Source organism: Arthrobacter sp. JZ12 (genome assembly GCF_035189165.1).
Classification (GTDB): domain Bacteria; phylum Actinomycetota; class Actinomycetes; order Actinomycetales; family Micrococcaceae; genus Arthrobacter_D.
Genome location: NZ_CP045246.1, coordinates 2,804,585 through 2,823,115 on the forward strand (window position 1 = coordinate 2,804,585; position 18,531 = coordinate 2,823,115).

The window sequence follows — 18,531 nt, forward strand, 5'->3', positions numbered from 1 at the left end:
GAGGCATACTCGGGCCCTCCCGTATTCAGCGACGGGCCTAATGCCGGCCGACGCGGAATAAACCGTTGTCCTGAACTTGTTGTTATTCGGCACCGGATAGCATGCACCCTATGAGCACCCAATCCCCCGCTGCCTCCGGGCGCCTTCTGTCCCGCCCAGTGCTCGCCTGGGCTTCCTGGGACTGGGGTTCCGCAGCATTCAACGCCGTGATGACCACCTTTGTGTTCACGGTCTACCTCACCTCTGAGACCTTCGGCGGAGAAGCCTACGCGTCAGAGGTGCTCGGTTGGGGGCTGGCGGCCGCCGGGCTGCTCATCGCCGTCCTGGCGCCGGTGACGGGGCAGCGCTCGGATGTCGGAGGCCGCCGGAAGCTCTGGCTCGGCATCAACAGCCTTGCCGTTGCGGTGCTCACAGCGCTCTGCTTCTTCGTCTTCCCCCGTCCCGAGCTGCTCATCCTTGGCGTAGCCCTGATCGCTGCCGCCAACATCTTCTTCGAGTTCGCCGGTGTGAACTACAACGCGATGCTTGCGCAGATTTCGACGCCGGCCAGCATCGGCCGGATCAGCGGCTTCGGCTGGGCGATGGGATACGTGGGCGGTATCGTGGCGCTCGTCATTGTGCTGGTGGCCTTCGTCCAGCCCGTGGCCGAGTGGTTCGGATCGAGCACCGAAGACGCGTTGAACATCCGGCTGGTCGCCGTGTTCTCCGCACTATGGTTCCTGGCCTTCGCGCTTCCGGTGATGTTCGCGGTGCCCGAGGTGCCCCGGCAGCGAAACGCCGACCGGCTGGGTTTCCTCGCGTCCTACGCCCTGCTGTTCCGGCGGATCAAGGCGATCTACCGCACCAGTCCGCACACCATCTTCTTCCTGCTGGCCAGCGCCATCTTCCGCGACGGGCTGGCCGCGGTCTTCACGTTCGGCGGCGTGATCGCCGCCGGTACCTTCGGCTTCGAGCTCAGCGAGGTGATCCTGTTCGCGATCGTCGGCAATGTGGTCGCCGCAATCGGCGCAGTGATCGGCGGCTTCTTCGACGACCGGGTGGGGCCCAAGCGCGTGATCATCGTGTCCCTTATCGGACTGCTTGTGGCAGGCACCATGGTGCTGGTGCTGGGGTCGTCCACGTACCGGTTCTTCGGCACTACCTGGACCGGTGACACCACGTTCTGGGTGTTCGGCCTCCTCCTGACGCTGTTCGTGGGGCCGGCACAGGCATCGTCCCGCGCCTACCTGGCCCGCCTCGCCCCAGAGGGTGAGGAAGGAGAGATGTTCGGGCTGTACGCGACAACCGGACGCGCAGTCAGTTTCCTTGCACCGGCGCTGTTCTCGCTCTTCATCGGCGTCTTCGGCGAACAGCGGTTCGGCATTCTCGGGATCCTCGCTGTACTGCTGGCCGGCCTGCTGGTGCTGCTGCCGGTCCGGCCGCCCGCAAAGGTGGCTCCCGCCGTCGTACCCGCGCCGTAGGCGTCGCGTGACGTACTGAACCAGGCGCACTCACACAGCGCGGACAGTCCGCGCAGGCTATCCCGCGGAGCCCTCGCTGATCCGTGTGCGGTGGAAATTGAGGTGGCTGCGCGACGCCGTCGGGCCGCGCTGGCCCTGGTAGCGGTTGCCGTACCGGCCCGAGCCGTAGGAGTGCTCAGCCGGGGACGTGAGCTTGAAGAAGCAGAGCTGGCCGATCTTGGAGCCCGGCCACAGCTTGATCGGCAGCGTGGCCATGTTGGACAGCTCCAGCGTCACGTGGCCGGAGAAACCCGGATCAATAAAGCCGGCGGTCGAGTGCGTGAGCAGGCCCAGACGCCCAAGCGAAGACTTGCCTTCGAGCCGGGCGGCGATGTCGTCCGGCAGCGTGACCATTTCGTAGGTGGAGCCGAGTACGAACTCCCCGGGGTGGAGGATGAACGGCTCCTCCGGTGCCACTTCCACCAGCCGCGTCAGGTCCGGCTGGTTTTCGGCCGGGTCAATGTGGGCGTACTTGTGGTTGTCGAACAGGCGGAAGAAGCGGTCGATGCGCACATCCACGCTCGAGGGCTGAACCATCCCGGGATCGTAGGGGTCCAGGGTGATGCGCTCAGCGTCGATTTCGGCTCGGATGTCGCGGTCGGAGATCAGCACCGTCTAAAAATACCGTACGGGCAGTGGCGCTTCCCTATTGATTGCTCATCGACCGATCATCGGCCGCTCATCGGCCGCTCATCGACCAATCTCAGTCCGCACCGCGAAGAGCTCCGGGAAGAAGGTCAGCTCGAGGGCCTTCTGAAGGAACCCCACACCACTTGAGCCGCCTGTCCCCGTCTTCTGCCCGATGGTGCGTTCAACGGTCTTCAGGTGCCGGAAGCGCCACAGCTGGAAATTGTCCTCCAGGTCCACCAGTTCCTCGCAGGCCTCATACACGTCCCAGTGCTGCGCGGCGTGCTCGTAGACCTCCTTGTAGACAAGGACCAGTTCGGGGCTGAACTCGTGAGCGTGCGTCACGTCACGGTTCAGCAGCGCCTCCGGAATGCGGTAGCCGCGGCGGGAGAGGAACCGGATGAACTCGTCGTAGATGCTGGTTTCCGCGAGCAGTCCGGCGAGGAGCCCGTGCGCGTACGGGTCGCTTTCGAACACCTGCAGCATCCCGGCGTTCTTGTTGCCAAGCAGGAACTCCACGGCGCGGTACTGGTAGGACTGGAAACCGCTGGCCGCCTGCAGCGCGCCGCGGAACTCGGCATATTCCGACGGCGTCAGCGTGGCGAGCACCGACCACTGCTCCGTCAGCGAACGCTGGATGTGCTTGATCCGTGCGATCCCCTTCATCGCCGCGCGAAGGTCATCGTCGCGGAGGTGACGCCGCACCGCGCGCAGTTCGTGCAGGACCAGCTTGAGCCAGAGTTCGGAGGTCTGGTGCTGAATGATGAAGAGCATCTCGTCGTGGTGCTCCGGCCTGCTGACCGGGTGCTGGGCGGAGAGGAGTTCATCCAGCGCAAGGTACGAGCCGTACGTCATCTTCCCCGAGAAGTCCCGCTGGATGCCGTCCTCCAGCCGGCGGGTGTTCCGCTCAACGCTCATAGCTTCAGCGTAGCCAGCAGGACCGCGCCTGTCCGTCGATTCCATTGAGAACTGTCAGAGGGGCGCACTACGTTGGAAGCAACCTCAGGAGGCCATATGAGCACTTTCCCCCAGTACGGAGCCCAGTACGCAGCCCAGCGCGGAGCTGTCCACTGCACCATCGTTCCGCCGTACCTGCTGGCGAGGCTCGCCGAACTGCAGGACCCGGCCCACCAGGTTGCCGCTGCTGCCGCACGTCGGGCGCTCGTCCAACTGGATCCAATTCATTCCGCCCGTGCCGAGGCGCCGTCCGATTCCCCGCGCAGGCCGGGCACCGCCGTCGTTCTCGCCCTTCGGCGAACCATAGCGGATGCCGGCGGCAGCGAATCCCTGCCCGGCAAGACGGTGCGCCGCGAGGGAGACACTCCTACCGGTGACGCCGCGGTGGATGAAGCCTACGACGGCCTCGGTGCCACCTACGCGCTCTTCGATGAGGAGTACGGCAGGTCCTCGATGGACGACGCCGGTCTTCCGCTCGATGCCACCGTGCACTACGGCGACCGTTACGACAACGCGTTCTGGGACGGCACCCGCATGGTGTTCGGCGACGGCGACGGCGAGATTTTCGGCCGCTTCACCGCCTCCCTGACCGTTATCGGGCACGAGCTCGCGCACGGCTTCACCCAGTACACTTCCAACCTGCGCTACCAGGGCCAGTCCGGGGCGCTGAACGAGTCCATCTCGGACGTGTTCGGCGTGCTTGTGGAACAGCGGTTGCTGGGTCAGTCCGCCGATGAGGCATCCTGGCTGGTGGGCGAAGGAATCTTCACGGGCCAGGTGGAGGGGCGCGCCCTGCGCTCCCTGAAGGCGCCGGGAACCGCGTACGACGACGACGTGCTGGGTAAGGACCCGCAGCCCGCCACCATGGCGGACTATGTTGAGACCACCTCGGACAACGGTGGTGTCCACATCAACTCGGGCATCCCCAACCATGCCTTCTACATTGCTGCCACCCGTCTGGGCGGCAATGCCTGGGAGGCGGCCGGCCAGATCTGGTACGACACTGCAACCGGCGGTCAGGTGCCCGTCGACTGCGACTTCGCGCAGTTTGCGCAGGTCACGGTCGACGCCGCCCGGCGGCGCTTCGGTGACGGGTCAGCAGAGGTCGAAGCGGTGCGTTATGCGTGGAAGGAGGTTGGTGTGCTGTGATGCGGATTGTCGTGTCGCGGTCCGGTGGTTTCGCCGGACTGACCCGCACCTGGAGTGCCGAGATCAGCACGTCCGAGGCGGAGGAACGGTGGTTGCCCTTGCTGGAGCACGCACCGCAGGAGGGCTCCGAAGACGTACAGCGGGACCGTTTTGTCTACCACTTCGCGGTTGGATATCGCGAGGTCACAGTCACCGAGAGCGCGGTGCAGGGGCCCTGGAAGGAGTTACTGGACAGGGTGAGGGATGCTGCTTCCGAGCGACATGATGAAGGGCCAGGGAGCGAGACCTGCTGATAGCCTCCACTGGTTCCACACACCCCGGCGTGCTGCACAGAGCTGCTCCTCCATGCGGTAGTGTTGATCAAGCGGCCCAGGCCGCATGCGGGCGTAGCTCAATGGTAGAGCGCTAGCTTCCCAAGCTCGATACGCGGGTTCGATTCCCGTCGCCCGCTCTCCTCCACATCAAACGGACTTTTTTCCCCTGCGGGCCAGAAGCAGCGCGATGGCTCCCGCAGCCAGCACCGGCACACCTCCGGCAATCACCATTGCCAACTGCGCGCCGAGGTACTCGGCGAACCATCCGATCATGGGACCTCCCAACGCCTGCCCGCCGATGAGCACCATCATGTACAGGCTCATGACCCTGCCACGAATCGCCAGGTTGGTGGACACCTGAACCAACTGGTTGGCTCCGGTGATAAACCAGAGACTGCCGATCCCTGCACAGAACATCAGGACGCTGAAGAGGAACTGGTCCGGAACATAGGCCGCAATAACCATGAAACCTCCGAAGGCGCTCATGCCGCCGAGCACTCCCCGCAGCCGGAGAGCGCCCCGTCGTGTGGAGGCAAGCGCGCCCACCAGGGAGCCCGCCGCCAGCGATGTGTTGAGCAGGCCGTACCCGCCCGGACCGGACTCGAAGACGTCGTCGGCGTATGCAGCCATCAGCACCGGCGTGCTCAGGGCAAACACCGCGACGAAGCCCGCTGACACGGTGCTCCACAGGATGGTCGGCTTACGGATGAGGTACCGGGCGCCCTCCCGCAATTGCCCGCGGGCGCGTGGCGCTGGGGCAACGCTGTTCAGCTGGTCGGTCCGCAGTCTGCACAGCGTCAATACTGTGTAGGAGCAGGCAACCGCGTTCATGGCGAACGCCCATCCGCCTCCCACAGCGACGATCAGCGCTCCGCTGACCGCAGGTCCAACCATCGCTCCGAACTGGAAGATCGAGGAGTTGAGGCTGATCGCGTTGCGCAGGTATGTCCCTCCCACGAGGTCATTGACGAACACCTGCCGCGCCGGCGCGTCCACCACCGTGGCAAGTCCGAGCACGAACGCAATCACATAAACGTGCCACACCTGTACCAGCCCGGTCAGCACGAGCACCGCCATGGATGCCGCCATTGCGCCGGCGACACTCTGAGTGATGATCAGGAGCGTGCGCTTGGAGTAGCGGTCGGTCACCACTCCGCCCCACGGACCGAGAAGAAGCATTGGAGCGAACTGCAGCGCCACCGTTACTCCGACGGCGGTCACTGAGCCGGAAAGCTCAAGCACCATCCAGTCCTGGGCGATGCGCTGCATCCACATCGCGACAACGGCGATCAGGTGGGAGACGGCAAAGCGGCGGAAGTTGGGGATCCGGAGCGAGATGAAGGTGTCGCGCCAGGCCGGGCGCTGGGCGATGACAGGAATGGGTGCGGTCAGCGTGGGATCTCCGGCCGGCGCGGAGGGCGGTGGGGGTGCCAAAGGAAGCTTCCTGAGTAAGGGGATCGGGGTTGCTTTCCACGCTAGTCAGCAGGGAATTCATTAGGAACAGCGATCGAGCCTATAAGTACTATTGAGAAGCGCAATAATGTTTGGTGGGGAAGGGGCGGCGGCTTTCCCCGTAGGAGGAGGAATGATGTTCGATTCGCTTCAACTGAAATCCTTCCTGGCGGTTGCGGAAACCCGCAGCTTCACCGGAGCTGCTGCCCGCCTTGGCCTGAGCCAGCCGACGGTCAGCCAGCACGTGAGGAAACTGGAGAAGGCCGCCGGGCGAACGCTCATCGCCCGGGATACCCGGGAGGTGCGGCTCACGGACAACGGTGATGCCATGGCAGGATTCGCGCGGACCATCCTCGCAGCCCAGGAGCAGGCGATGAGCTACTTCTCGGGGTCAGCGATGCGGGGCCGGCTTCGTTTCGGCGTCGCCGACGACCTGGCCATCACCCAGCTGCCCCGCATCCTCAGGCACTTTCGCCAGCTCTATCCGCAGATCAACCTCGAATTGACGGTGACCCAGAGCCCGCCGCTGCTGCGCCGGCTGCGTGCCGGGCAGCTGGACCTGATCCTTATCAAGTACATGGCCGGCACGGGCGAGGGCACCCTGGTGCAGCGCGACCGCCTGGTCTGGGCGGGCCACAGCAAGACAACGCTCGACGACGGCGCACCCGTACCCCTTATCGCTTACCAGGCCCCCAGCCTCAGCCGGCAGATGGCGATCGAGGCGCTGGAGAAGGCGGGCCGGACCTGGCGGATCACCTGCAACACGCGCGAGATCAACGGGGTTCTTGCAGCCGCCCGGGCTGGAATTGGCTTGGCGGTCTTCCCCCAGTCCCTGATTCCGGAGGACTTGGTTCAGGTCTCCAACCGGTTCAACCTACCCGAACTGGGCGATGTGGACTTCACCCTGCAGAGCAATCCCCTCGCCAACCAGGAGCTTGTCGAAACACTGACCTCGGCCATTCTTGGCCGTGCCCTCCGAAAGTCCGCGGACGCGTAAGCGGAAGTACAAGCGGAAGTACAAAGAAGAAAGAAACGTCTGCTCAGCTGCGTGCCTGAGCACACATAGCACGCCGGGGTGTGCCCGCGTAGAATTGACGCTGATGAATCGCACAATGTTCAAGTCCAAGATCCACCGCGCCACGGTCACCCACGCAGACCTTCACTACGTGGGTTCAGTGACAGTCGACCTCGATCTCCTCGAGGCAGCGGACATCCTGCCCGGTGAGATGGTCTCGATTGTGGACGTCACCAACGGCGCCCGCCTTGAGACATATACGATCGCCGGCGAGCGGGGCTCCGGCGTCCTTGGTATCAACGGACCCGCGGCCCATCTCGTCCATGAGGGCGACACCGTCATCCTTATCACCTATGCAGCAATGACCACCGAAGAGGCGCGTTCCTACGTGCCCACGGTCGTTCACGTGAACGCTGACAACCGCATCATTGAACTGGGCAATGACCCGGCCGAAGGCCTGACCGAGGGTTTGCAGCGTCCGCCTTTCGCCCTGAACAACGCAGCCGTCCTCTAACGGGCAGCAGCAGCATCGGAAATGGCTCCGCGGGATTTCCCGCGGAGCCATTTCTTTTCCCGAATTCGTATCTTTCGGCATTTACGCCATTCGGAGAAGAAAGCGAGCATCAAACGTCCATCGTTCCTAGCGAATTTCTCCGTCAGGCCTTAGGGTCAAAAAGATAAGGTTGCTTAGGTCCTCCCATAAATGGTCGGAGGGCCGAATCGTGCAGGCTCGATGTGGAGGCGAGGTACGTATGCCGGGAGATCGCAGGATCAAACAGCAAGAAGGGCGGATCCGGAAGCGTCCCGGGCCTGCGCTTGCAGCTTCAATGGGATTGGCGTCAGTTCTGCTCACGGGATGTGGGCCAGGCGACTCGGGTACGCCAACACTGACGTGGTACATCAACCCGGACGCCGGCGGCCAGGCGGAAATTGCCCAGCGCTGCACCGAGGAAGCAAACGGCGAGTATGCCATCGAGACCTCATTGCTTCCGAACGACGCGGCGGCTCAGCGGGAGCAGTTGGCGCGGCGCCTCGCAGCCGGGGACGACTCCCTCGACATCATGAGCATCGACCCGCCGTTCGTTCCGGAACTGGCCACCTTCCTGGCTCCGGTCCCGGAGGACGTCGCAACAAGCACCACCGAGAACACTCTCGAAGGTGCACTGGCCGGCGCAACCTACGAGGACGAGCTGGTCACCGTACCGTTCTGGGCCAACACGCAGATTCTCTGGTATCGCAAATCCGTTGCGGAGGCAGCAGGTCTGGACATGTCCCAACCCGTCACCTGGGACCAACTCATCGAGGTCGCCTCAACCCAGGAACTGGACCTTGGCGTCCAGGGATCGCAGGCCGAGTCCATGACGGTGTGGATCAACTCGCTTGTCGAGTCGGCCGGCGGGACGATCCTGGAGAACCCCGAAGCTCCCGCGGACGAGATTGAACTGGGAATCGAGAGCGAAGCCGGGCGTGAAGCTGCGCGCATCATCGGCACGATCGGTGATCAGGGACTGGGAGGCCCAGGCCTGGCAACCTCAACGGAAAACACGTCGCTGACGCTGTTCCAGGGCGAGACCGGTTCCTTCATGGTCAACTACCCGTTCGTCTGGCCTGCAACGCAGGGCGCGGTGGAGGACGGCACCCTCGACCAGTCCGTCCTCGACGACATTGGCTGGGCCCTCTACCCGCGGGTAGCAGAAGGCCAGGAGACCGCTCCCCCGCTGGGCGGTATCAACCTCGGCGTGGGGGCCGCCAGCGATGCACCCGACTTGGCGTACCAAGCGATCGAGTGCATTGTGCAGCCGGAGAACCAAACCGAGTACTTCCTGACCAACGGCAATCCGCCGTCGAATTCGGAAGCCTATGAGGATCCGCAGATCGAAGAGCTGTTCCCGATGGCGGAAACCATCCGTGAATCCCTGGAACTTGCGGCGCCCCGCCCGCAAACCCGGTTCTACAACGAGATTTCGAGCGGCCTGCAGCAGACCTGGACGCCCCCGGAACAGGTTGAGCCGGAAACCACACCGGAGCAATCGGCGGACTTCATCACCGCCGTGCTGAGAGGGGAGAGACTGCTGTGACCAGCACGATCACCAAAAACCCGGAGGCAATGAAGGCCAACGGCAAGAACACCGACTACAGCGACCGCGCCAAGGCCGAGCGGCGCCTGGGCTGGATCCTCGCGGGGCCGGCTTTTGTCATCATGCTGGCCGTCACCCTCTACCCCATCCTCCAGGCATTCTTCGACTCCCTGTACGCATTCAGGCTGACAGCCCCGGACGAACGAGAGTTCGTCCTGTTCCAGAACTACGTCACGATCCTCAGCGACCCGGTGTGGTGGCGGGACCTCGCGGTTACGGTGCTGATCACCTTGGTGACCGTCGCCGTCGAACTGGTGCTTGGCTTCGCGCTGGCGCTGGTCATGCATCGGGCGCTGAAGGCAGTGCGGGGCTGGCTCCGCACAGCCATCCTCGTGCCCTACGGCATCATCACGGTGGTTTCCGCGTACGCATGGTTCTACGCCTTCGACATCAGCTCCGGCTATGTGAACAGCTGGTTCGACTGGGTGCCCGGGATCGATCCGGACCTCAACTGGTTCGCACAGGCCAGCACGGCGCTGCCGGTGATCATGGCCTCCGAGATCTGGAAGACCACCCCGTTCATTTCGCTCCTCCTCCTTGCCGGACTGGCACAGGTACCCGATGAGCTGACCGAGGCCGCGAAGGTGGACGGCGCAACCTGGTGGGAGCAGATGCGCAAGGTCATCATCCCGAACATGAAGGCGGCCATCATGGTGGCGGTCCTGTTCCGTGCACTGGATGCCTTCCGAATATTCGACAACGTGTTCATCATGACCGGCGGCCAGTACGGCACGGAAGTGCTCTCGCTCCTGGCCTACCGAACGTCCATTACCCGACTGGAGTTGGGACTCGGCTCAGCAGTATCTGTGCTGCTCTTCGCCTGTGTCCTCCTGATCAGCTTCATAGCAATCAAGGTGTTCAAGGTGGACCTCTCCGGATCAACAGGAGGTAAGCGATGAAGGAGAAATCGACCGGTAAGCAAAAGGTGATCTGGGCGATCATCTCCATCCTTGTCCTCATCTACGCACTGTTCCCGGTGGCCTCGATCCTTGCCACCTCCTTCAAGTCGGCCGGTGACCTGACCAACGGCAGCTTCCTCCCCTCCCCGGGTGCGGCGACGCTGGCCAACTACGAACAGATCCTGGTCGGCGACGCCCAGGAACTGTTCCTTACCGCGCTTTGGAACTCGATCGGCATTTCGCTTATCGCGACGGCCATCGCCGTTGTGCTGGCGACACTGTGCGCCTACGCCATCGCCCGGCTGGATTTCCCGGGTAAGCGGCTCATCCTGACCACGGCGCTGGCCGTGTCGATCTTCCCGGTCATCTCGATCGTGACGCCGCTGTTCAACCTGTGGCGGAACATCGGGCTGTACGACACCTGGTTGGGCCTGATCATTCCCTACCTGTCGCTGACCCTTCCCATTTCCATCTGGACCCTGGCGGCATTCTTCCGCCAGATTCCGTGGGAACTTGAGCAGGCAGCGCAGGTGGACGGCGCCACCACGTGGCAGGCATTCCGCAAGGCCATCGTTCCGCTGGCCACTCCGGGCGTCTTTACGACGGCGATCATCGCCTTCTTCATCGCGTGGAACGACTTCGTGTACGGCATCTCACTGACGTCGACCGAGGCCGCCCGACCTGTGCCGGCGGCCCTCGCCTTCTTCACGGGCGCTTCGCAGTTCGAGTCCCCGACCGGCGCCATCTCGGCGGCGGCAATCATAGTGACCATCCCGGTTGTGCTGCTGGTCCTGCTGTTCCAGCGGCAGATCGTTTCAGGCCTGACCCAGGGCGCAGTCAAGGGTTAAGAACCGAAGAGACTGAGGAAAGAGGATCAGAAGAACATGGCTTCCATAACGCTGAAGAACATCGTCAAGCAGTACGGCGACGGTTTTCCCGCCGTCAATGATGTCAGCATCGACATCGAGGACGGCGAGTTCATCATCCTGGTGGGCCCGTCCGGCTGCGGAAAGTCCACCCTGCTGCGCATGATTGTTGGCCTGGAGGACATCACCTCCGGAGACCTTTACATCAACGGTGAGCGGGTCAACTCCAAAGCCCCGCGTGACCGCAACCTGGCCATGGTGTTCCAGAACTATGCGCTCTACCCGCACCTGACGGTCTTCGAGAACATTGCCTTCCCGTTGCGTCTGGCAAAGGGCAAGCATAGCGAGGATGAGGTGCAGCGGCTGGTGACGGAGGCGGCGGCCACCCTTGAGCTGACCGACCATCTGCAGCGCAAGCCCGCGAACCTCTCCGGCGGCCAGCGGCAGCGCGTGGCCATGGGGCGGGCCATCGTCCGCCACGCGGATGCGTTCCTGTTCGATGAGCCGCTGTCCAACCTCGACGCTAAGTTGCGTGGACAGATGCGCTCTGAGATCTCTCAGATGCAGAGGCGCCTTGGCACCACCTCCATCTACGTCACCCACGACCAGACGGAGGCTATGACCCTCGGAGACCGGGTAGCCGTCCTCAAGAAGGGCGTGCTGCAGCAGATAGCCTCACCGCGCGAGCTCTACGAGCAGCCGGTCAACCTCTTCGTTGCGGGTTTCATCGGCTCCCCCTCGATGAACTTCCTGCCTGCCACCATTGAGAACGGCAAGCTGCGGACCTCCCTCGGCGATCTTGAGATCCCCGAGGACCGGATCGCGAAGGCCTCCGGGCACAAGGTGGTTTTGGTGGGCGTCCGCCCTGAGTTCTTCGAGGACGCCAAGCTGGTCGACGAAGCCAAGCGGCCGTACGGCTCGACATTCAGGGCAACCCTGACGCACACCGAGTGGCTGGGCAACGAGCAATACGGCTACATCAATTTCGATCCCTCACCCGAGGTTCGGGAGCTGCTGAACAACCTTGCGCGCGACATGGACGCCGATGAGCTGCGGCCCCAGGTGGTCGTAACCCTCGATGCTGCCAGCCGCATTCGCGGGGGCCGGGAGGCGGAGATCTGGGTGGACACCCGCAAGCTCCACCTGTTCGACGCCGAAACCGGTGAAAACCTTACGCGTGACGCCGAAGCAGGAGCAGCCCTCACTGCCGAGGCGAGCGAGCAGCGAGCTGAAGAGATCGCGACAGCCCGCAACAGCGATGACGCGCGTTCGGCACAGCCCGCCGGCAGCAGCGGAGGCAGCCACGCCGCGGCAAGCTGACAGGGCAGGTTGAGAGGGCAAGCTGACAGGCAAGCCCACACTGCCATTCCCAGCACCCAGGAACGACGCCGGCACTTGCGTAAGTGCCGGCGTCGTCATCATTTGGCAGGGCTTTCAGCCCCATTCGGTAACGTAGGACCGTGCAATCGTCCCGAGTCATACGAGTCCTGGCCGCCTGGCTGCTTGGGCTGATGCTCGCGATCGCAGCAGCCATCACCACCGTCACACTGGTCAACACGCAGGTCTTCGGGCCCCACCAGCAAGTGGAGAGCTACCTCGAGGCGCTGCGGCAGGGCGAGGGCGAACGGGCGCTGGGGCTGCTGAACGCCACGGTCCCGGACGCCAACGCGGCTCTTCTGGACGGCCCTGCCCTGCAGCGCGCAGCGGCCGGGATGGAGGATGTTACGGTCGCGCAGCCCGTCTCCACCGGTGGGAACCGAGCCCAGGTGGACGTCACCTACACCATCGACGGCGCCGAACACACAACACCCATGCTTCTGGAAAAGACCGGGACCGAATGGTTGTTCTTCAGCCGCTGGGAGTTTGTGCCGGCCACGCTGCCCACGGTCGAGGTCTCCGTCATCAACCAGAACGAGGCAACACTCAACGGCACCCGTGTGCTGATGCCCGAGGGACGGAACCGCTTCGCCGTCTTTTATCCCGCAGAAATCGAAGCGCACTACACGAGTGAATTCTTCGCCGCCCCTGCGCAGACCGTGGCTGTGACTGACCGGCAACGGGGTCCGGGCAACGTGAATCTGGAAACCGCTGCCACTCCCGCGCTCAGGGAAGCCGTCAACGCGCAGCTCAAGACTTTCCTGGACGGCTGCGCCAAGCAGGCAGTCTTCCAACCCACCAATTGCCCGTTCGGCTTCGAGACAGAGCGCCGGGTGGCAGGGCCAATCACCTGGAGCATCACGCAGTATCCCGACGCGAAGATCGAACCGTTCAACGGCGGCTGGGTGATCTCCCCGCTGACAGGCACGGTCCAGCTCAAGACGAGCCTGCAGGACCTTTTCACCGGCGTCATTGAACCCGTGGACCTCCCGCAGGAGTTCGGGTTCACGGCTCGCCTGGCCGTGACCGACGAAGAGATCACCGTAACGCCGGTCGTCGAGTACTAGGCGTCAGGCAGTACGGGGCGTCAGTCCAGCCCGCGCAGGTCCAGCGTCAGCCCGGTTTCCCCGTCCGCGCTGAGGTTGACCGGAATGCCCCAGTCCTGCTGGTACAGGTGGCACGCCGCGTGGTCCGGAATCTCGCCGCCCGGCTCACCGTCGCACGCCGCCGCCCGGGCGGTGATATGAAGGACGCCCTCGGGAACCTCGTCGGACAGTACAAGCTCCCGCTGCAGACCTATCCCGGTGCCTCCGCCGGACACCAGCAGTGACTCCGGCGAAGATGAGATCTTCAACTGCGTCGGGTCGCCCCACCGGTCATCGAGCTTCTGGCCCTTCGGTGCGCTGAAACGCACCGTGATGCCGAAGGCACCGGGAACCACGGCGGTCTTGGGACGCTGCGTCTGGGACGCACCTTCATCGACCGCGAGCGCTTCCTTCGGAATCGGAACGCGAATGAGCTGGTGCCTGTTCGCCTCCACGACGATCAGCAGCGGTTCGCCGCCGTCCTCGACCGGCGCCTGGTCAACCAGGACGTCGGAAGGTTCGGCCAGACCGCGCATGAGGGTTGAGACCTGGCGGGTGGCCGGGTCGTACCGGCGCACGGCACCGTTGTAGGTGTCGGCGATCGCGATGGATCCGTCCGGCAATGCCGTGACGCCCAGCGGGTGCTGTAGCCGCGCCTGCGCCGCGTCGCCGTCCCGGAAGCCGAAGTCAAACAGTCCGGTGCCGATGGCCGACTGCACCTGGATCCGGCTCCTGCCGTTGACGGTGAGGAAGCTCAGCACGCGCAGGGCGGACGTCTCCGAGTCCGCAACCCAGATGTTCCCATGCGCATCCTCGGCCAGCCCGGATGACTGCGCGAACCACGCGGCGGTGGCATCGCCGTCGAGCAGGCCCTCCAGGCCGGTACCGGCCAGGATGTCCACCGCACCCGTCAGCGGGTCCACGGTGAAGATCTGGTGCGTGCCTGCCATCGCCACCACGATCCGCTCCAGCGTGGTCGACCAGATGACGTCCCAGGGAGAGGAGAGCGAGATGTTCAGGGCATCCGTACCGAGGAAGGTGTCTTCGAGCCGCGGTGCGGCATCCTCCGGAATGTCCTCTGCGTCGCCGCCCAAGTCGTGTGAGGCCTCCTGCAACTCGACCGGGCGCGCCTTGACCTGGTTGCCCGCGTCGAGCAACCTCTGGATCCCGTTGCCGGCGATGGTGGCCACCGCGCCGGTTTCCAGTGACACCGCGCGCAGGCGGTGGTTCACAGTGTCGGCCACGACGACGTCGTACCCTGCCCTGCGCGCAATGTGCGCCGGCAGGAGGGCCAGGCCCTGGGGCTCATTGAACTGGGCGTCCTCGGGCCCGCCGTCGGCGAAACCGCGCGTGCCGGACCCGATGGTGCGCCGCACCGTGGTGAGGTCGGCCTCCAGCTCCACCAGCCGATGGTGTCCGCTGTCGCCGACCAGGAATGTGCCGGATGCGGGCAGGGCGACCACCTTGCCCGGGAAGCGAAGGTCCCCGGCCGTGGGCTCGGCGGGAACGTACGGCCCGTCCCCGCGGTGCAGCGTACCCTTTGCCTCATGTTCGGCAACGAGTTCCTCAACGAGTGACTCCAGGCCCGCGGCGTGGCCCTCACCCGAGAGGTGAGCCACGATGTAGCCCTCGGGATCGATGACCACCAGGGTGGGCCAGGCGCGGGCGGTGTACGCCTGCCAGGTCTCCAGCTCGGGGTCGTCCAGTACCGGGTGGTGGATCTCGTACCGCTCGACGGCGGCAGCGAGCGCCACTGGGTCGGCCTCGTGCTCGAACTTCGGCGAGTGCACGCCGACCGTCACCAGGACGTCCGAATACTTGGCCTCCAGCGGCCTCAGCTCGTCCAGCACGTGCAGGCAGTTGATGCAGCAGAAGGTCCAGAAGTCCAGCAGGACAATCTTCCCGCGGAGGTCCTCGAGGGCCAGTTGCCGGCCGCCCGTGTTGAGCCAGTTGCGTCCGACGAGCTCGGAAGCGCGGACGCGGTAGCCGACGCGAAGCGGGGTTTCGGTCATTCAGATTCTCCTGGTGGGGTTGAACGCGGTGCTGCAGCAGGCGGGCGTGACGGGCCGGCGGCGCGGGAACGGTCCCGCTCCGCCAGCGAGGCGAACATCTTGTTATAAGCCGCGAGGTCGGCGTCGTTATTCCGCTCTGCGGCACGGTCCTTGCGCCGTGACTCCCGTGCATCGCTCCGTGACCACATGATTGCGACGCCGATGGCCAGCAGCAGCGTGGGCACCTCACCGATGCCCCACGTGACTGCACCGCCGATCTGCTGGTCCTCAAGGGCAGAGGGGCCCCACTCGCGACCCATGTTCCCGAAGAAGGAGGCCTGCAGCAGCGACGTGCTGCCCGTCAGCGCCACCCCGAAGAAGGCGTGGAACGCCATGGTGGCGAAGAGGAGCAGAAGGCGGAGCGGGTAGGGCGCGCGCCGGGGCACAGGATCGGTGCCGATCATGCTCAGCACGAAGATGTATCCGGTCAGGAGGAAATGCAGGATCATCAACTCGTGGCCCACGTGCTCCCGTAGGGCAAAGCCGAACAGCGGCGAGTAGTAGAACACAACGATCGATCCCGCGAAGTTCGCCGCGGCGAAGATCGGATGCGTCACGACCGCCGAGAAGCGGGAGTGGACGATCACGAGGATCCATTCCCGGATTCCGCGGCTTCCGTCGCGGCGCGGCGAGAGCGCCTTCAGCGCAAGCGTCACCGGCGCGCCGAGCACCAGGAACAGCGGAACCACCATGGTCAGGGCCATGTGGTCCACCATGTGCGCACTGAACAGGACCATGCCGTAGATGGCCGGCGCTCCGGACGTGAAGTAGGTGAGGGCGATCAGGCCCACGAGCCAGCAGATGAGGCGCAGGACCGGCCAGGAGTCCCCCCGTCGGCGCAGCTTCAGCATGCCGAGGATGTAGGCAACTCCCACCGTCACCGCAAAGGTGATCCAGAGCCAGTCCGGGCGCCACTCGGTGAGCCAGCGCATCGCCGTCGGCTCCGGCGGCAGTTCGTAGCCGGTGAGGATACGCGCGGGGCTGGCGTCTGACGCCAGTTCCTCCGAGCGTGGCGGAGCCGTACGCGCCAGCGCCACTGCTACACCGGACACGGCGGCCATGATCGCAAGCTCGACGGCGATGAGCTGCCACAGCACCCGCCGGGCCGACATGTTGGTGTCCAGCTGCGGGATGATCCACTGGCGGTGCATCAGGCCGATGCCGCCGAGCAGGATGGTGGCGATCGCCTTGAAGGTCACCAGCAGCCCCCACTCGGAGCCGAGCTGGGCGAGGCTGCCGATACGGAGGCTGGCGTTGATGAGGCCGGAGAAGAAGACCAGTGCGAACGCGAAGACGGCAAGAGCCGAGTAGCGGTGCAGCACCGACGTAGTCTGCTTGCCTAGCTTCCCGCCGATCGCGGCGAGGACAATCAACCCACCTACCCAGAGGCAGACGCCCACCAGGTGCAGGGCGATCGAGTTCACGGCCGCGTTGTGATCGTCGCCGCTGGCCGAGTGGCCGATCAGCGCCATCGGGATCAGGCCGCCGAGGGCCAGCAGGAGGGTGAGTCCGAGCCACAGGCTGGACCTTGCCCCGAAGGTCATGGTTGCGACTACCGCCGCAATCATGGTGGTGGACAGCCAGGCGCGTCCGGTGTCGAAGTCGGTGAGGTAGGAGGCCAGGCCCTGCGTGTAGCTGGGATCGCTGCTCAGGGGAAGTCCGGCGGCGTCGGAGTAGGTGAGCACCAGGACGGCCAGTGCAGCGAGCGTCCAGACCACTGCGGCCGTGGACGCCATCGCCATGACCCGCGCGAAGGCCGGATCCTCGTCTGCGCCATTAGCGGCGTCGTCGCGCGCATTTTCTCTCCGCGAGCGGACGCGGCGGGGCAGGATGACCACCGCAAAGACCAGCGAGCCGATCACCACGGCGACGGCGATGTTGTGCACCGCTTTGGAAATCGGGAGCCCCCAGCGGGTGAGCGCCCCAGGGTCGCTCAACTGCCGCGGGGCAGCCGCGCCTGAGAAGGCGAGGGCAAGCACCACCGCAACAAGCACGACGGCGGCCGCAGCTACCAGCCAGGCTGTCCTGACCTCGGGCTTGGCCGTAGCGCCGGCAGAGCCGGGCCTGGACTTGTTCGTTGTTGTGGCCACGCCTTCCATTGTCTACCCGCAGTAGAACTACGGCCAACTAAGGTGGCGGGACACACGGCTGCAACATGCGCCGGGTGCACGTTAAGCAGATTGAGGGCCGCCACCGACCGGTGACAGCCCTCGAATCCGAAGACTTACTTGACGGCAGCCTTGAGCTTGGAGCCTGCGGTCAGCTTGACGCTGCTGCCGGCTGCGATCTCGATGGTTTCGCCGGTCTGCGGGTTGCGGCCGGTGCGGGCTGCGCGCTCCGTGCGCTCCACTGCCAGCCAGCCCGGGATGCTGACCTTGACGTCATCCTTGGCGGAGGAAGCGAGAACTTCGAACAGGGCATCGAGCACGTTGTTCACGGCAGTCTGGCTGGTGTCAGCCTTCGCTGCTACCTCGGCAACCAGTTCACTGCGGTTCTTGGTCTCTTTCTTAGCCAATGTTTGTCCTCCTGGACTCGTACGGATTGATCAGAACCTCACCGTTCTGGCGAAGCTTCTGGAGGAAAACCTACCAGCTTCAACCGCATAACCCCGCAGATTCAGGGGGGTTCCGCCCGATATTTAGCGGAATCGGGGCGATCCAGCTGCATCGGTCCCGCCGCATCGGCAGGTCCGGCGTTCCCGGAACATGGACAGGAGAGCTTAAAGCAATCGGGACGACAACCTTTCGGTTGCCGTCCCGATTCTCAGGATGCTGCGCTCAGCAGTCCCGGATGCTTACCAGCTCGACTTGGAGACACCGGGCAGCTCGCCACGGTGTGCCATCTCGCGGAAGCGAACGCGCGAGATGCCGAACTTCTGGATGGTGCCGCGGGGGCGTCCATCGATCTGGTCGCGGTTGCGCAGGCGGACCGGCGAAGCGTTGCGGGGAAGCTTCTGCAGGCCCAGACGTGCGGCCTCGCGAGCCTCGTCGGTTGCGTTTTCGTCCACAAGGGTCTTCTTGAGCTCGAGGCGCTTGGCCGCGTAGCGCTCAACAATGACCTTGCGCTGCTCGTTGCGAGCAATCTTTGACTTCTTAGCCATGT

The 18,531-nt window shown here is 64.6% G+C and carries 17 protein-coding genes and 1 tRNA gene; 11 read left to right on the forward strand and 7 right to left on the reverse strand.

The features are described 5' to 3' along the window. Nucleotides 1-110: 110 nt before the first annotated feature. Complete coding sequence (locus GC088_RS13045; RefSeq protein ID WP_323959425.1) at nt 111-1,460, forward strand: MFS transporter; 1,350 nt, start codon at nt 111-113, stop codon at nt 1,458-1,460. A gap of 57 nt (nt 1,461-1,517) precedes the next feature. Here GC088_RS13045 and dcd read toward each other — a convergent pair whose 3' ends face one another. Together dcd and kynA are read right to left on the reverse strand one after the other, a co-directional pair. Further along, nucleotides 1,518-2,111, reverse strand: coding sequence for a dCTP deaminase (dcd, locus tag GC088_RS13050; protein WP_323959426.1), 594 nt, complete (start codon nt 2,109-2,111; stop codon nt 1,518-1,520). Nucleotides 2,112-2,189: 78 nt separating this feature from the next. After that, a complete protein-coding gene (kynA, locus tag GC088_RS13055) occupies nt 2,190-3,044 on the reverse strand; it encodes a tryptophan 2,3-dioxygenase (protein WP_323959427.1) in 855 nt (284 codons plus the stop codon). Between the two features lie 96 nt (nt 3,045-3,140). On the opposite strand from kynA, the gene GC088_RS13060 reads away from it, so the two are divergent. The 3 genes from GC088_RS13060 to GC088_RS13070 all read left to right on the forward strand — a co-directional run bounded on the left by GC088_RS13060 (nt 3,141) and on the right by GC088_RS13070 (nt 4,683). Further along, nucleotides 3,141-4,232, forward strand: a complete 1,092-nt coding sequence (locus tag GC088_RS13060) for a M4 family metallopeptidase (protein ID WP_323959428.1) — start codon at nt 3,141-3,143, stop codon at nt 4,230-4,232. Further along, nucleotides 4,232-4,525, forward strand: a complete 294-nt coding sequence (locus tag GC088_RS13065; RefSeq protein ID WP_323962073.1) for a protealysin inhibitor emfourin — start codon at nt 4,232-4,234, stop codon at nt 4,523-4,525. The genes GC088_RS13060 and GC088_RS13065 overlap by 1 nt, the downstream gene beginning before the upstream one ends. A gap of 87 nt (nt 4,526-4,612) precedes the next feature. Next, nucleotides 4,613-4,683 (forward strand) — tRNA-Gly (locus GC088_RS13070). Between the two features lie 10 nt (nt 4,684-4,693). Here GC088_RS13070 and GC088_RS13075 read toward each other — a convergent pair. Continuing rightward, on the reverse strand, nt 4,694-5,980 hold the full coding sequence (locus GC088_RS13075) for an MFS transporter (protein ID WP_323959429.1): 1,287 nt from the start codon (nt 5,978-5,980) through the stop codon (nt 4,694-4,696). A gap of 154 nt (nt 5,981-6,134) precedes the next feature. On the opposite strand from GC088_RS13075, the gene GC088_RS13080 reads away from it, so the two are divergent. The 7 genes from GC088_RS13080 (at nt 6,135) to GC088_RS13110 (ending at nt 13,360) form a co-directional block, all read left to right on the forward strand. Next, nucleotides 6,135-6,995 carry a LysR substrate-binding domain-containing protein gene (locus GC088_RS13080; RefSeq protein ID WP_323962075.1) on the forward strand — a complete coding sequence of 287 codons (861 nt, stop codon included), beginning with the start codon at nt 6,135-6,137 and terminating at the stop codon, nt 6,993-6,995. Nucleotides 6,996-7,098: 103 nt separating this feature from the next. Continuing rightward, complete coding sequence (gene panD / locus GC088_RS13085; protein WP_323959430.1) at nt 7,099-7,527, forward strand: aspartate 1-decarboxylase; 429 nt, start codon at nt 7,099-7,101, stop codon at nt 7,525-7,527. A 313-nt stretch (nt 7,528-7,840) separates the two neighbouring features. After that, the gene (locus GC088_RS13090) at nt 7,841-9,091 is read left to right on the forward strand and encodes a sugar ABC transporter substrate-binding protein (protein ID WP_323959431.1); all 1,251 of its coding nucleotides are present in this window, start codon (nt 7,841-7,843) and stop codon (nt 9,089-9,091) included. Between the two features lie 29 nt (nt 9,092-9,120). Beyond that, nucleotides 9,121-10,050, forward strand: coding sequence for a carbohydrate ABC transporter permease (locus GC088_RS13095; protein WP_323962077.1), 930 nt, complete (start codon nt 9,121-9,123; stop codon nt 10,048-10,050). Beyond that, entirely contained in the window at nt 10,047-10,898 is an 852-nt protein-coding gene (locus tag GC088_RS13100; RefSeq protein WP_323959432.1) for a carbohydrate ABC transporter permease, read from the forward strand. Before GC088_RS13095 ends, GC088_RS13100 begins: the two co-directional genes overlap by 4 nt. A gap of 36 nt (nt 10,899-10,934) precedes the next feature. Beyond that, nucleotides 10,935-12,236, forward strand: coding sequence for an ABC transporter ATP-binding protein (locus GC088_RS13105; RefSeq protein WP_323959433.1), 1,302 nt, complete (start codon nt 10,935-10,937; stop codon nt 12,234-12,236). Nucleotides 12,237-12,376: 140 nt separating this feature from the next. Beyond that, nucleotides 12,377-13,360: a hypothetical protein gene (locus GC088_RS13110; protein WP_323959434.1), complete on the forward strand. Its 984-nt coding sequence runs from the start codon at nt 12,377-12,379 to the stop codon at nt 13,358-13,360. 20 nt (nt 13,361-13,380) lie between these two features. Here GC088_RS13110 and GC088_RS13115 read toward each other — a convergent pair whose 3' ends face one another. The 4 genes from GC088_RS13115 to rpsN form a co-directional block, all read right to left on the reverse strand. Then, on the reverse strand, nt 13,381-15,390 hold the full coding sequence (locus tag GC088_RS13115; RefSeq protein WP_323959435.1) for an NHL domain-containing thioredoxin family protein: 2,010 nt from the start codon (nt 15,388-15,390) through the stop codon (nt 13,381-13,383). Further along, a complete protein-coding gene (locus tag GC088_RS13120) occupies nt 15,387-17,528 on the reverse strand; it encodes a bifunctional copper resistance protein CopD/cytochrome c oxidase assembly protein (RefSeq protein ID WP_416377466.1) in 2,142 nt (713 codons plus the stop codon). Before GC088_RS13120 ends, GC088_RS13115 begins: the two co-directional genes overlap by 4 nt. A gap of 125 nt (nt 17,529-17,653) precedes the next feature. Next, nucleotides 17,654-17,944 carry an HU family DNA-binding protein gene (locus tag GC088_RS13125; protein ID WP_323959436.1) on the reverse strand — a complete coding sequence of 97 codons (291 nt, stop codon included), beginning with the start codon at nt 17,942-17,944 and terminating at the stop codon, nt 17,654-17,656. A gap of 279 nt (nt 17,945-18,223) precedes the next feature. Continuing rightward, complete coding sequence (gene rpsN / locus GC088_RS13130) at nt 18,224-18,529, reverse strand: 30S ribosomal protein S14 (RefSeq protein ID WP_323959437.1); 306 nt, start codon at nt 18,527-18,529, stop codon at nt 18,224-18,226. Nucleotides 18,530-18,531 lie beyond the last annotated feature (2 nt).